Origin of the sequence: Thermococcus argininiproducens, assembly GCF_023746595.1 — an archaeon.
Classification (GTDB): Archaea; Methanobacteriota_B; Thermococci; order Thermococcales; family Thermococcaceae; genus Thermococcus_A; species Thermococcus_A argininiproducens.
Genome location: NZ_CP080572.1, coordinates 535,145 through 549,303, shown reverse-complemented (window position 1 = coordinate 549,303; position 14,159 = coordinate 535,145). Strand labels below are relative to the sequence as shown.

Genomic DNA, 14,159 nt, shown 5'->3' with positions numbered 1-14,159 from the left:
AATTATAAAAGCATTGTTGAGATAACTCATGTGAGGTATGCCCATGGAAACAAAGAGTGACTTAGTAATATTCTCCCAAGCTTTTCCGCCAGAAAAGGGCGGGAACGCATCAAGAATGGGCGACCTTTACAACTATCTCACAAAATTTGGGGTTGGGATTACCGTTGTTTCTGCGATCGAGACCTATCCCTTTGGCACGTTTCCTCGAAAGTTTAAATTTTCAAAGAGAGAGGGAGATGTAATCAGACTTTTCACATACCAGCCAAAAAAAGAAGCATCCGGACTTGAAAGGGCCATGTATTACACATTTTTTCCTTTACTTGCGAGCCTCTGGTTGATTCGGAATAGAAAGCGTACGGATGTAATTCTAATAACCTCCCCACCCCCCCAGATGTATATTGTTGCATTAACCGGAAAACTCCTGAAAAAGAAAGTTATCGTAGACATAAGAGATCTCTTTCTTGATGTTAGCGTAAGCTTAGGCTTCATAAAAAAGGGGAGTATTGTTGAAAGGATCTTTAGATTTCTCGAATCAAAGGCCCTTCAAACGGCCAATGCCATTACAGTAGTCACCCCCAAAATAAGACGCCAGCTGATCAAAAAATATGGAGTAAACCCCACTAAATGTTACGTTGTCCCAAATGGCGTTGATTTAGAAGCATTCAAATGTAAGAAGAAAACAAGAAAACTCCAGATGGTCTATACAGGTTATTTCGGTCATGCTCAAGACTTTGATACATTTTTGGAAGGCTATGCTTTAGTTAATGAAAAGGATAGAATTCCCCTGATCCTTGCAGGAAGTGGGGAAAACCTCAACGAAACTCTGGAAAAGGCTGAAAAACTTGGTCTGTCCAGATGGATAAGCTACATTGGAATGCTGTCAAGAGAGGAAGTTGTTAACCTCTTATGTTCTTCCATCATTGGAGTGGCCCCGATAAAGGCAGACGAGAGCTTAAAATATGCCATCCCCTCAAAAATCTATGAATACCTGGCATGCGGCTTACCATTTGTTGGTGTTGGAGCCGGAGAAATTGAAAGAATAGCCAAAGAAAGCCAAGCAGGGTGTGTAGGGAAAACTCCCAAAGAGGTTGCTGAATGCATTAAAAAACTTTTAAGGTCAAACATGCGGAAAATGAGGCTATATAGCCTAAGATATGTCTCACAGTACAGCCGTGAGGCCTCGGCAAGAAAGTTTTTACGTGTGCTTGATGTAGTGAGGGAGCAAAATGGAGAAGGGCATTGAAAAATATCTGTACTCATTGGAGAATAGCACAAGTCAGCATCTGATAATTGAAGAAGATACTGCATACATAAAAGACCCCGTGTTTGGAATTGTGAGAAATAGGGTTAGTGCTGAATACCTAAAATCCATAATCAGACTTCATGGAGAGAAGAAAAGAGAAGTCATTCAAAAACTCGTGAATTTTCTCTTACTAAGACAGAACCCCAATGGTTCATGGAATGAAATCCATCCAAATTACAATCAAGAATCCGCCCTTGTAACATCATTTGTGGGAGAAGCCCTGCTTTTATCATTACCATACTTGGAGAGCCAGCTTAAAGAAACGATTCAAAAGGCCTTAATAAAAGCACGAGATTTCGTTCTTTCCAGCGAGGTAGAACCTGGATACTTCCTAAAGTCCAAGCTATATAGGGCAGACTACCTTAACGTTGATGCCACCTGCGGGGCATTTTTGGCCCAATATTACAAGGTTTTTAATGACGGAGAAGCCCTAGAAGGTGCAAAGAGAGCTGCCAAGAGAGTATGTGATTTCCAAGAGACCGATGGTTCCTTCCCATATACTGTAACAAAAGGAAACCAACAACATCACCTAAAAGTCCCATGCATCCACTATCAAGGGGTTACCCTTTATTACCTCTCAAAAATTCATGAGGTTATTCAAGAAGAATGGCTCAAAGAATGCATGCTCAAAGGAGCTCAATGGCTTTCAAAGGCCCAAAAAGATAATGGAAGGTTTGATTGGTCAAAAAGTGGCCTCATGTTTGCTTATTACCTAACAGGGGCCTATGCTTTTGGAATTGCATCCTTCCTATACACCTCCAAATGGGATGAGCATTACCTAGAGAATGCAAGGAAATCACTACCCATCTTAAAAGAAAACACCCCGGATATAGCTCTTAGATGGGAAAGAGGGAACTGGCCAGGTTTCCCAACAGATGTCCTAACTTCATTCAAAAGCGCTTGGATTGGAGATTATGCATTAACACATAAACTATTTAGGTTTGGCTACGCTATTTACAGACAGATAGCGAGGAGAAGGTTCTCCAAGGAAGTAAAGGACGACATGCTCTTTAAAATTGTAACAAAGCTTTTAGGCATAAAGGCCTCAACGATTGAACCTTCTAAGAACTTTCCGGATATGTTTATGACGTCTGAAATTCTTGATTGTTTGACCTATTCATTAAAGCTTCTTGAGGGTGAATTCAAATGAATATCCTCTTCCTAGCGTCCAACTTCCCAGATCCAGTGAACAAAACGTGGGCACCTTGGAACAAAAGCGCAGTTGACAGTGTTTTAGAATTTGCAAACCCTGTGGTAATAGCTCCAAGGCCCTTCGCTCCCCCATTTTCCAAATTTGCCCAGATTCCAAACCAAGACCTCTCTTATGGTTATCCTGTATACTATCCAAGATTTTTGTATCCCCTTCCAAAATCCCTCTTTTATTGCATTACCGGGGAGCTTTACAGATATTCTGTTAGCAAATTCATCACGAAAAGCTTGAAGAGAGGGGAAATTGCAAAGCCAGATATTATCCACGCTTTACATCCTTATCTTGACGGATACGGAGGCATCCCCATAGCAAAAAAGCTGAATACCCCAGTCATAGTAACAGTACACAGCCCAAACAATCTTAACATATGCTCAAAAAATGTCCTTTCAACACTCCAAGCTGCAGATAAAGTCATAACAATTGCAGAATTCCTTAAAAGAACCCTAATAAATTTGGGCATCTCTGAGGAAAAAATTGAACACATAAGCCTTGGAGTTGACCCCAATGAATTTAAGCCTCTAAAGCGGGAGGACTCAAAAATCGTTATTCAAAAGTATGGAATCACTCCTGAGAACATGATAGTGCTGTATGTCGGCCAGCTGATACCGAGAAAGAACGTCAAAACCCTCTTGCATGCAATTCCAGTAGTTTTACAAAGACTTTCCCAAGAAGTTAAGAAGAACATCAAATTTGTCATTGTTGGAGGCGGCCCCGAAGAGAAAAAATTACAAAAGCTGGCCCTAGAGCTAAATATTAGGGACTATGTTATTTTCACCGGCAGAGTTCCATTTAATGAGCTCAAAGAGTGGTATGGGATTGCAGACGTATTTGTCCTACCCAGCCTCTCCGAAGGGAAGCCCGTAGCAATCTACGAAGCCATGAGCAGTGAATGTGCAATCATAGCATCCAACATAAACGGAATCCCAGAGCAAGTTTTTGACAACGTGAATGGATTCCTCATAAATCCAAGTGATACCCAAGATCTTGCAGAGAAAATTATCTATTTACTGGAAAACCAGCAAGAACTGGAGAGAATGAAAAAGGAGAGTCGACAGTTATTATTTAGGCTCGGCTACACCTGGGAAAGCTATGGAGAAAATATAAAGCAAATTTATAATTCTCTGATGCCGCAAAACATATAAGTTATCCCCCGAGATGACTCTAAAGGTGAGAGAATATGAGTGAAATCAAAAAAGTACTGCTTATCACAATTGACTGTCTTCGTGGTGATCACCTTCACTATAACGGTTATGAGAGAAATGTCACCCCCACAATAGACAAACTTGCCAAAGAAGGCTCAAACTTCTTCATGGCCTTCTCAAACGGCCCGCACACACACTACTCGTTTCCATCAATTTTAACATCCACATATCCCCTGATGTTTGAGGGTCCCAAAATAGGAGCGGGAAGAATAACTTTAGCCGAAGTCATGAAAATGCTTGGATTTAAAACAGTGGGATTAAATTCCAATCCATTTTTATCCGAATACTTTGGGTATGGAAAGGGATTTGATATTTTCAACGACTTTCTGAGTGGAGAAGAAGCCAAGAAGAAGAGTTCTCTGGCTGTAAAGTTAAGAAAGAAAATTCCAAAGGGAAGTGTGATTTATAGATTCCTTCAGTTTGCTGATAAATACAGGGCGATAAAAAACCGCAAAACCCCGTACATTACGGCGGATGAACTTAGAGCAAGGGTTATTGATTATCTTGAAAAGTACAAGGATGAAAAACTCTTTCTATGGGCCCATTTTATGGATGCCCATTATCCCTACCTCCCAGATAAAGATATAATGGAGAAACTTGGTTTCAAAGATGTGAGTGACTTCAAAAAAGCAAGGCTCTTCACCAAGATGCTCAACGCCCCAGAGAAAGTTACCCCAGAGGAAGCCCAGATTTTAATCAACCTTTACGATGCCCAAATTTACACAATAGATCAAGAGATTAAGAAAATCCTCGAGTATCTTGATGAGAATGGATTGCTCAATGAAACACTAATTGTAATCACCGCAGACCATGGGGAAGAATTTGGCGAACATGAAGACTTCACCCACAGAGTCGATAAAGACAAACCAACGCTCTACAACGTCCACATTCATGTGCCTCTGATATTTTACAGTGGAAGCTGGGAATACCAGGATGTTAAGCCTAATGTCTCACTAATGGATCTTGCCCCAACCATTGTAGATATTGTCTCTGGTCAGAAAGTGAAGAAATTTATGGGGAAGAGTTTATTACCCTTAATGGGTGGAGAAGAAGAGGGACATAGGGCATTCTACTCGGAGCATGAATACCAGGAGAGCGAGATCGTAGGCAACATCATGAAAGAGAGAAAGAAAGCAATTGCATACGTTGAATATCCCTACAAACTGATCTATTATGAAGGGGACAACAGCTATCAACTTTACAATTTTGAGGACGATCCAGAGGAGAGAAATAATTTAATTAATGACCCGAACTCCCAAGAGATTGTTTCATACATGAAAAATAAGATTAGAGAGCATTTGAAAGAGATAGAAATGTCTAAACTCAGGATTAAAATGAAAAGGTTAAAGTTATGATTCCTGAGGTGTCTAAACTATGATCAAAGCCGTATTGGCAGGCCCATACCCATACATCGGCCAAGAGATTACTGGAGGCGCTTCTGCAGTAGTATTTAACCTCTATCAGGGGTTTCGTAAATATGGAGATAAGGTTTCGATTAAAGTTCTCAGTGGAACTCCAGAAGCCAAACAAGACTATGAAACCTATGATGATATTGTGTATATAAAAAAGCCCAAAAAAGCCATAGGGAGTACATTCCTGTCCAGATACCCATTTAGAGTAAAAACACAGATACAAAGAATGGACTTCGACGTGATAAATGCTCATTCCCTAGATTTTGCATACTATGCTATCACCCAAAAAAAGGTGGATAAGTTGGTTTTTACGTTACACGGAGTGACATGGGAAGAGAAAAAGTATCTGCCAAAATGGAGTCAGATAGGGTGGGATATCCTATATGTAAAGCGCCTAAAAAGAGTATTAAATGAGTTAAAATATCTTGTGGCAATTAACCCCTACGTAAGAGAGGTCGTAAACGGTAAAACCAATGCAACGATTTTTGACATTCCAAACCCAGTGCCCGAGGAATTTTTTAAAATCCCCACAGACATGACTGAGGAAAATAGAATGTTCTATATCGGAGTGATTGGGAAAAGAAAGAACTTATTTACATTAATAAAGGCTCTTCCCTACGTGAGAAAAGAAGTTAAAGATTTTAAACTTGTAATTGCCGGAAAAGTAAGAGATAAAACTTACTTCCAACAAATACAAAATCATATTACCAAACATGGGTTGTCAGAGAACGTTGAATTTCTGGGAACAATAAGTGAAGAAAGAAAATACGAAGAGTTCTCTAAAATGAGTTTCTTAATTTTGCCCTCTTTCCAAGAAACGGCCCCCATGGTTATATCGGAAGCATTTGCCGCTGGAAAACCTGTGATAGCTTCTAACGTTGGTGGAGCCCAATATATGACAGGGGATAATGAGAGAGGACTCTTAATTGACCCCTTTAACGAAATGGATATTGCAGAGAAGATACTATACTTCCTAGAAAACCCGGATGAAGTCAAAAAAATGGGGAGAAAAGCCAAAAGATATGCAGAAATGGAACATTCATTAAAGAACGTCATTAAAAGGTATGAGGTGGCTTATGAAGAGATATCTAATCAAACATAGGAGGCGAAACAGTACATGAAGAAAGATAAAAAAATTGTTATAATTGGATTGGATGGAGCGAATAAAAACACTGCAGGATTTATAGGGTTAGATACAAAAAATATCCATGACATGTTATCGACGATTCCTCCCTACACTCCTCCAGCGTGGACTTCAATCTTAACTGGAGTAAATCCCGCAAAACATGGGATTATGGACTTTCAGAAAATTGACTTCAAGACGTTTACACCAAGACTCACAACTTCTCATGATGTGAAATACTATAGAATATCAGAGCTACTCAATATGCATGGGCTGAAAAGCATTCTTATTAATCTACCAATGACATATCCCTTTGATGGTATTAGATTCAAAAAAGAGAATATAATCGTCTCTGACTGGGCGGCCCCACGACAGGAGATATACCCACAAAGACTCAATGAGAAGTACCAGGAATATTTACTTGACCCACCTTCTTCTTGGAGAAAAGCTGCCAATTTGCAAGAATATGCAAACGTTGTGGAGGAGTACACAACAACTAGACTTAATTTATACTATGATCTGCTAGAAGATTATGAGTGGGATATGTATTTTATCGTATTCAGTGAAACGGATTGGCTATCTCACATATTTCCCCAAATTTTAGAAGGAAAGAATGTTCATACAATAAATCCTGTTTTTCAAAAAATAAAAGAATTTATTGACAGAGCTATGGATATTGCGGATATAACGTTCATTACTAGTGACCATGGATTTGAGGTTAAGCACAAAATTTTCTATGTAAATGAAGCCCTAGCCCGTTCTGGTTTTATAAAATATAATCACGTTAAAGCAACTTTAGCTAGATTTGGCGGAAAAATACTCCCTAAAAAAATTATAAAAATGTTCGTTAAAACTGGAAAAACCCAAATTTCATTCTCCTCTGATCCCCAGAAACGTAAAGCTTTTATGACATCCAGTCCCTCTTGGGGAGTATATTTAGCCGACAAAACCATTAAAGAACACGTGAAGAAAGCACTTAAAGAATTTCCAGAGATTTCCAATGTGTTATCTCCTGAGGAAATATATAATGGGCCCCATTTATATTCACTTCCCGACTTATTTATAATTCCAGAAAAGGGCGTAAAACTGTCACGTCATATCAAAGGAAAACTTATAGAGCCAATTTATATGGGTGATCACGACTTACATGGAATTTTTGCACCCTATGGAGAAGGAATTAAAACATCCATTACCTTTAATAGTCCTCCTACTGTGTACGATATAGCCCCAACAATTCTCCACATTTTTGGTCTGCCTATCCCAAATGATATGGACGGGAGAGTTCTAATAGAAATCTTTGAAGAGGATTCAGAATTCGCAAATAGAGAGCCCAAATATGTTAGTCCAAGTTACTATAAAAGAACGAACAATGAAGAAAAATTAAAAAATGTTATTAAAGAACTTAAATTAAAAGGAAAAATTTAAGGGAATACAAATGACACTCCCAAATTTTATAATTTGTGGAACTCAAAGGGGAGGAACCTCATCTCTATATCACTACCTTAATGAGCATCCAGAGATACTCATGAGCTCGATAAAAGAAGTTCATTATTTTGATTTGAACTACAACAAGGGTCTAGACTGGTATGAAAAGCATTTTATATCTTCTACATCAAATTATAAAGCCATAGGAGAAGCTTCCCCATCATATATGTATTTCTCGGAAGTTCCAGAGAGAATTCATGAATTACTCCCAGATGTCAAACTCATTTTTATCTTAAGAAACCCAGTTGACAGAGCTTATTCCCATTACTGGCACGAAGTTAAACTTGGGTATGAAAAGTTATCATTTGAAGAAGCTATAAAGATAGAAAAAGAAAGGCTATCCAATGGTGACATAATCAGCGTACGGCATTATTCTTACCTAGATCGGGGAAAATACATTGAGCAAATTAGGAGATTTAAAAAATACTTTTCAAAAGACCAGATGTTGATATTGTTTACAGAAGAGCTTAGAAAAAATCCCGAAAAAGTTATGAAAACTCTGTTTGAATTTCTAGAAGTAGATCCCAACTTCAAAAGCGATTTATGGCATAAAAAGAAGGCCAATGTAGGAAGAAGGCCCAGAATCAAAGAAATACAATCTCTCAGAGGCAAATTACACAAAATTAAAACTTACGATTTTCCCAGACTCTCAATTATCATCAAACCACTTATATATGGGATTGATAAAATTAACCTGATCCCCGGATATCCCCCAATGAACCCAGACACTAGAGAAAGACTGTTAAATTACTTTAAAAAATACAACAGGGAATTGGAAAAAGAGCTGAAAAGGAATATCCATTACTGGTACAGATAGGAGGGAAATTCATCATGAAAATACCTCAAATAAGAAGATATAACTTGATCCACTATCCAATTGACCTGATTTCGTATAAATTAATTAAACATAAGTTCAATATCCAAGATACCATTATAATTGCAGGAACACCACGAGGAGGAACAACGTGGTTTATGGAACTTCTAGAAACTCTTCCAGAGTATAAGTCAATATTTGAGCCATTCAATAAAAAATGGTTCCCGGGCGTAAAAAAGCTTAATCTACCACCAAGGCCATATTTAGAACCAGATACTGAAAATAACCCCCTTAAAGACTATTTAAATCTCGTTTTTACTGGTCAAACGGTAAGTCGAGCACCAAGATTTTCCTTGACTCCAAGATCCATTAAAAAACGTCTATTAGCAACAAAGGTGGTGGTTAAATTTATACGTGCAAATAGACTTTTGCCATGGATTATTAACAATTTTAAAATAAGAGCCACGTATTTTCTACTCCGCCACCCTTGTGCCACAATAGCTTCCCAACTTGAAACAGGAGCTAGAGGATATTTTATACCAAAATCTGCCTCTATCCCAAAAGAGACAATTCTAAAAGAAGCTTCTCAAATTCCACAGATAAAAGAAAATGAATGGTTAATGAAAAAACTCACTACAATCCAGAGCCCTGAGGAAATCCTTGCAACTATCTGGAGCTTAGATAATTATGTACCCCTCCTTTATCTGAGCAGACATCCAAATGCGTGGTATACCACCACATATGAAAAATTGATCACAGATTTCGATGAAGAGATTGAGAAAGTTTTTGAATACATTAATGAAGAAGTCCCAGACGAAGTCTATGAGAAATTTAGAAAGCCCAGTGCAACAACACACGATAAATCACATTTGGGAACCTCCAAACAACTCACAAAGTGGAAGAAAAAACTATCCACGCGTCAAGTAAAAAACATATTAAAAGTAATTCACTGGTTCGGTTTGGATTTTTACACAGAACATCCAGAGCCTGATTATGATAAGTTAAGGAATTGGAAACCATAGAAGAATCGTTATAAATCAATAAATTATATAGACTCCTAACAATAAATAATATTGATGAAGCACTATGATAACTGTAAAGACTAAATCTCATCACCTGATACAAAGAGCAATGCGTAATCAAACATTAAAATGGATTTTAATTCATAATGCTTCCTTATTTTACAGGGCTCAAGGCAAGCTCAATGCTCACTTTCTTCATGTCAGCAAAACTGGCGGCACCGCAATAAAAGAAGCTTTATCCAACATTACAACAACACCCAAGTACAAAATTTGGTTACACCGCCACCACATCAAACTTTCTGACATTCCCAAAGGTGATAAGGTCTTTCTCTTTATCCGTGACCCAATTGATAGATTTATAAGTGGTTTTTACAGTAGAAAACGAGAAGGAAAACCTGGACACTACAGACCTTGGAATTCTGTGGAAAAATTGGCATTTCAAAGATTTAGAACTCCCAATGAGCTTGCAAAGAGTTTATCCTCGCCGGATGAAGAAATAAGAAATAGTGCATTCCAGGCAATGCATGGAATTGGACATGTAAAAACATTCATTAAAGATTGGGTGGGTTCAGAAGAATATTTGCTCAGTAGAAAAGAAGACTTCCTATTTATTGGCTGTCAAGAATATCTGAACAGAGATTTTGAAACCCTTAAAGAGCTTCTGGAAATACCCCCCGAAATGGCAAAGCTACCCGAAGACCCCACAAGAGCCCACAAAAGCCCAACTAATGTCGATAAACACCTAGATCCCGAAGCTGTTAAAAATCTCCTCGAATGGTATGAAGAGGATTATGAAGTTTATAGAACCCTTTTAATGCTCAGAATGAAAATTCTGAGAAGATTAGGCAAAGAACTTCTAACTTGTGAAAAATGGAAGTATTGGAAAAAAATCGCCAGAAAACCAAAATAATACATCAAACAAACCTTTTGAGGATCTTTTTCACAACTCTAAGGTCAAGCCCTAATCGTTTTTCTATTGCCAATATCATCTCAATATCCTCTTTATCTATACTTTTGCTTAGAAGAATCAAGAACACATAGGCCATAAGAAATACCATCAAAACTGGAATTACATACCATATGGTTGGAACTCTCAAGTGCAAACTCTTGATGATTCCGAGTAAAACAAAGCTAATAACCAAAGGCTTCACGTAATTCCGACCAAACGGATGGATTCCACTTTTCACATAAAGCCAAAATGACCTAGAAGCATTGGCCGCAAAATATGAAACTGCAGTAGCAATGGCAGCCCCATTCAAGCCATATTTAGGAATTAACAACATGTTTAATATTACATTGAGGGAAGCTGCAATAAGGTTTCCAAGGAGGTTTAACTTGGGTTTGCCAATAACTGTCAAACTCAATCCATTTAACCCCAAAAACGTGTGAAACATAAAACCTAACGCGAGAATTTGAAGAGCGGTAGTAGCCCCCAAATATTCCTTTCCAAAGATGAAATTAATAGTGACCTCTGGGAAAAGAAACATCACAGCAAAAATAGGCAACGTCAATAAAAACACCCACTTTGTTAGAATTTGATAAACTCTACCCATCTCTTCAATTCTCCCTTGAGCATAAAGTTGAGAAGCTATCGGCGTGTAAAGAAACCCTGCGGAGTTCAAAAACATAGGGAGCATTCTAGCTAATGGAGCCGCTGCATTATAAACCCCAACAACTTCTAAACTCAAATAATAACCAAGCATTAATGTATCAGTCCAATTCATTACAAACGCTAAAATCCCAGTTAACATTAAAGGTAAGGAGAAAAATATTAGTTCTTTCCCTAAAGAAGGTATAAACGAGGGGCTAACCTTAATAAGACCTATTCGTGTCACATCAAAGAGCAATAAGAATAAAGTTATGCCCTGCGCAACCACATAAGCAAAAAATATGTATGAGAACCCCATTTTTAACAAAGCACCGGTTAGAATCAGGATGAAGAAAACTGTTGGGTAGGTCACATTCTGGAAATAGACTTTCTCTCTAACCCTCCCAAAGCCTCTAGAAATTGCGACCAAAAGATACGTCAATGCAGAAAAGGGCAAAGAAATTCCAAGTATTCTCAGCGGATAGTCCAATCTTTCATCATGAAAAAGCAGGGCCACTTTATCAGCACCAATCACCAACAAGACTGCTAAAGAGACATTAGTTAGAATTGCAATAAAAAGTGCCGTTGATATTAAATCCTTCAATTGGGAAGGTTTCCTCTCCCTATATATAGCAACTTGTCTAGGAAGAGAATTCCCAAACCCTAAAGTACCTATAACAAGAGAAATACTAAGAACAGTAAGGGCCATGTTAAAGACACCATACTCTCCTCTGGAAAAATATCGAGCAATAATTGCTTTATTTAAAAATCCAAAGAATGTCGAAATAATTATTCCAGTAAATATTATCCCAGCGCCCCTTGCAATCCTCTGTAAAGCCCTGTTAACCTCACTCATTCTCTCACCCAAGTAACTTCCGCACAAAAGTCATTATCCTTTCAAGCATTATTAAAACTTTACTACGAAAAAGCCCCACCTTAAAGAGCTAAACTTCAATAGAAAAAGTAGCAAACCAATTATCTCAAGAACCCTTTGTCATGGCAAAAAGTTTTAATCTAAAGGATTATCAATGTTGATAATCTTCCTATAACATGACTAATAATTTAAAGCCACTACCCCCATATAGGAAAAGGTGAGAAAAATGAGTAATGAAGTTAAAAAACCAATATTCATTGTTGGGACTGGACGATCAGGTTCTACAGTGTTTCACAGAGTATTTTCTACACATCCAAACGTAGCATGGTTCTCTTATGTTTTAAAGAGATTTCCAGACAAAATTATTCTGAACAAGCTCATAATGTACTCCCTCGATATACCTCTTATCAATAAAATAACTAAAAAAACTGGACCCGGAGAGGTGTATCAGTTCTGGGATTACCATTGTAAAGGATTTAGCAATCCATGCAGAGATCTTAGAGCTGATGACGTAACAGTTGAAATTAAAAGAAAATTGCCCATTGAATTCTCTAAAACCCTAACCAAAAAGCGAAATAGACTTTTGATTAAAATCACCGGCTGGCCCAGAATTGGATTTCTTCATGAAATATTCGAAGATGCAAAATTCATTCACCTAATCAGGGATGGAAGGGCCGTTGCATATTCTCTCTTGCAACAACCATGGTGGTGGGGCTGGAGGGGGCCCCCAAATTGGAGACTAGGAGAACTCCCCCCACAGTACAAAGCCGAGTGGGAGAAATACCAAAAATCATTCATTGTACTTGCCGGTATATACTGGAAAATCCTACTAGATGCCATGGAAGAAGCAAAAAAGAGCATTCCAAAAGAAAATTACCTTGAGATAAAATACGAAGACCTATGCGAAGATCCAGTTGAAGTATTCAAAAATGCTGTAGAGTTCACAGAGTTGAAATGGGATCAAAAATTCGAAGAAAGAATAAGAAAACATCGTTGGATAAGTGGAAATGAAAAATGGAGGAATGGACTCACTGATTACCAAAAACAAATACTTGAAGAAGTTCTTAAAGACCACTTAAAGAAATATGGTTATTTATAAGGGGAAGCTAATCTCCCCTCTGTATCTTCGCATGTCCCCCAACTAAACTCTTCTTTAACTCTAAATTCCTTATTTCACACTTCTCATCAATGATCGAACGCCAGATTGTTGAACTCCTTATCACAGTCCCATCAAAGATTATTGAATCACTCACATCAGAATTCTCAATCACACAGTTTTCTCCAATATAAGCATAGGGTCCAACTATTGACCTCCCAAGAATCTTTGCTCCCTTTTTAATCACAACCGGTGGGATTATTTTGGAATAGGGGCTTATCTGAATCTCTTCAATCTTACTCTCCTTTAAAAGAGTCTTCATTGCCTCAAGATAACTATCCGCAGAACCAATGTCATACCAATAATCATCAAACTTGTAGGCATAAACCTCTATGCCCTGTCTCAAAAGCCACTCAATAAAATAGCCGGGGGAATCTCTATTGCCGTTCTTAAGATATTCGTCAACCTTCTCCATAACCTCCTTCGGAAAAGCATAAACACCCGTGCTTATCAATGTGGACTTTGGCTGCGGAGGTTTCTCTTGAAAATCAACGACTTTATTTCCTTCAACGAGCACTACACCATATCTCCTTGCCAGTTCAAAATCACCAACATCATAGACCGCTATTAACGGCTTTCCACTGTAGTGTTTCAAAAAGTCTTCCAGAGAAAAGGAGAACAAATTGTCACCAGCGACTATGAGATAATCATCAACACCAAGTTCCGAGACTGCATATTTAATAGCTCCAATAGTCCCCAGCTTTTCCTCTTCACTTATGGTTTCTTCCACAATAAGTTCAATGTTGTTCCTCTCGGCCCAGTTCTTAAAATGCTTCTCAAAGAACTTGTTGGTGGATACATGAACTTCCAACCCAAGATCCTTAGTCTTCTCAAGGATGTAATCGATGATATACCTATCTCCCACAGGCAAAAGAGGTTTTGGTTTACCTTTTGTAATCGGCCACAAACGAGTGGCATAGCCGCCAGCCATTATTAAAACTTTCATATCTCTCCCTCCAAGCAGTGTTAA

At 38.2% G+C, this 14,159-nt stretch carries 12 protein-coding genes; 10 read left to right on the top strand and 2 right to left on the bottom strand.

The genetic code is table 11. The annotated features are described in order from the left end of the window. Positions 1 to 43: 43 nt before the first annotated feature. The 9 genes from K1720_RS02885 (at position 44) to K1720_RS02845 (ending at position 10,481) form a co-directional block, all read left to right on the top strand. Positions 44 to 1,243, top strand: a complete 1,200-nt coding sequence (locus K1720_RS02885) for a glycosyltransferase family 4 protein (RefSeq protein WP_251949741.1) — start codon at positions 44 to 46, stop codon at positions 1,241 to 1,243. Next, positions 1,227 to 2,453 (top strand): prenyltransferase/squalene oxidase repeat-containing protein, encoded by a 1,227-nt coding sequence (locus tag K1720_RS02880; protein WP_251949739.1) that lies wholly within the window; start codon positions 1,227 to 1,229, stop codon positions 2,451 to 2,453. Before K1720_RS02885 ends, K1720_RS02880 begins: the two co-directional genes overlap by 17 nt. Continuing rightward, positions 2,450 to 3,655 carry a glycosyltransferase family 4 protein gene (locus K1720_RS02875; protein WP_251949737.1) on the top strand — a complete coding sequence of 402 codons (1,206 nt, stop codon included), beginning with the start codon at positions 2,450 to 2,452 and terminating at the stop codon, positions 3,653 to 3,655. Before K1720_RS02880 ends, K1720_RS02875 begins: the two co-directional genes overlap by 4 nt. A gap of 35 nt (positions 3,656 to 3,690) precedes the next feature. Further along, positions 3,691 to 5,070, top strand: a complete 1,380-nt coding sequence (locus tag K1720_RS02870; RefSeq protein ID WP_251949735.1) for a sulfatase family protein — start codon at positions 3,691 to 3,693, stop codon at positions 5,068 to 5,070. 19 nt (positions 5,071 to 5,089) lie between these two features. Then, the gene (locus K1720_RS02865; RefSeq protein WP_251949734.1) at positions 5,090 to 6,229 is read left to right on the top strand and encodes a glycosyltransferase family 4 protein; all 1,140 of its coding nucleotides are present in this window, start codon (positions 5,090 to 5,092) and stop codon (positions 6,227 to 6,229) included. 15 nt (positions 6,230 to 6,244) lie between these two features. After that, positions 6,245 to 7,675 (top strand): alkaline phosphatase family protein, encoded by a 1,431-nt coding sequence (locus tag K1720_RS02860; RefSeq protein ID WP_251949732.1) that lies wholly within the window; start codon positions 6,245 to 6,247, stop codon positions 7,673 to 7,675. A 10-nt stretch (positions 7,676 to 7,685) separates the two neighbouring features. Further along, positions 7,686 to 8,552 (top strand): sulfotransferase domain-containing protein, encoded by an 867-nt coding sequence (locus K1720_RS02855; RefSeq protein WP_251949730.1) that lies wholly within the window; start codon positions 7,686 to 7,688, stop codon positions 8,550 to 8,552. 14 nt (positions 8,553 to 8,566) lie between these two features. Then, positions 8,567 to 9,571 carry a sulfotransferase domain-containing protein gene (locus K1720_RS02850; RefSeq protein WP_251949727.1) on the top strand — a complete coding sequence of 335 codons (1,005 nt, stop codon included), beginning with the start codon at positions 8,567 to 8,569 and terminating at the stop codon, positions 9,569 to 9,571. Between the two features lie 64 nt (positions 9,572 to 9,635). Further along, positions 9,636 to 10,481 (top strand): sulfotransferase family 2 domain-containing protein, encoded by an 846-nt coding sequence (locus K1720_RS02845; protein ID WP_251949725.1) that lies wholly within the window; start codon positions 9,636 to 9,638, stop codon positions 10,479 to 10,481. A 4-nt stretch (positions 10,482 to 10,485) separates the two neighbouring features. Here K1720_RS02845 and K1720_RS02840 read toward each other — a convergent pair whose 3' ends face one another. Then, positions 10,486 to 12,015 carry a flippase gene (locus K1720_RS02840; protein ID WP_251949711.1) on the bottom strand — a complete coding sequence of 510 codons (1,530 nt, stop codon included), beginning with the start codon at positions 12,013 to 12,015 and terminating at the stop codon, positions 10,486 to 10,488. 244 nt (positions 12,016 to 12,259) lie between these two features. Here K1720_RS02840 and K1720_RS02835 point away from each other — a divergent pair, with 244 nt between their 5' ends. Further along, a complete protein-coding gene (locus tag K1720_RS02835) occupies positions 12,260 to 13,132 on the top strand; it encodes a sulfotransferase family protein (RefSeq protein ID WP_251949710.1) in 873 nt (290 codons plus the stop codon). A gap of 7 nt (positions 13,133 to 13,139) precedes the next feature. Here the strand turns inward: K1720_RS02835 and K1720_RS02830 are convergent, their stop codons facing one another. Continuing rightward, positions 13,140 to 14,135 carry a sugar phosphate nucleotidyltransferase gene (locus K1720_RS02830; protein WP_251950460.1) on the bottom strand — a complete coding sequence of 332 codons (996 nt, stop codon included), beginning with the start codon at positions 14,133 to 14,135 and terminating at the stop codon, positions 13,140 to 13,142. Positions 14,136 to 14,159 lie beyond the last annotated feature (24 nt).

Coding starts and splice junctions, on each gene's coding strand:
- K1720_RS02885 (WP_251949741.1), top strand. CDS start 44: ATGGAAACAAAGAGTGACTTAGTAATATTCTCCCAAGCTTTTCCGCCA.
- K1720_RS02880 (WP_251949739.1), top strand. CDS start 1,227: ATGGAGAAGGGCATTGAAAAATATCTGTACTCATTGGAGAATAGCACA.
- K1720_RS02875 (WP_251949737.1), top strand. CDS start 2,450: ATGAATATCCTCTTCCTAGCGTCCAACTTCCCAGATCCAGTGAACAAA.
- K1720_RS02870 (WP_251949735.1), top strand. CDS start 3,691: ATGAGTGAAATCAAAAAAGTACTGCTTATCACAATTGACTGTCTTCGT.
- K1720_RS02865 (WP_251949734.1), top strand. CDS start 5,090: ATGATCAAAGCCGTATTGGCAGGCCCATACCCATACATCGGCCAAGAG.
- K1720_RS02860 (WP_251949732.1), top strand. CDS start 6,245: ATGAAGAAAGATAAAAAAATTGTTATAATTGGATTGGATGGAGCGAAT.
- K1720_RS02855 (WP_251949730.1), top strand. CDS start 7,686: ATGACACTCCCAAATTTTATAATTTGTGGAACTCAAAGGGGAGGAACC.
- K1720_RS02850 (WP_251949727.1), top strand. CDS start 8,567: ATGAAAATACCTCAAATAAGAAGATATAACTTGATCCACTATCCAATT.
- K1720_RS02845 (WP_251949725.1), top strand. CDS start 9,636: ATGATAACTGTAAAGACTAAATCTCATCACCTGATACAAAGAGCAATG.
- K1720_RS02840 (WP_251949711.1), bottom strand. CDS start 12,015: ATGAGTGAGGTTAACAGGGCTTTACAGAGGATTGCAAGGGGCGCTGGG.
- K1720_RS02835 (WP_251949710.1), top strand. CDS start 12,260: ATGAGTAATGAAGTTAAAAAACCAATATTCATTGTTGGGACTGGACGA.
- K1720_RS02830 (WP_251950460.1), bottom strand. CDS start 14,135: ATGAAAGTTTTAATAATGGCTGGCGGCTATGCCACTCGTTTGTGGCCG.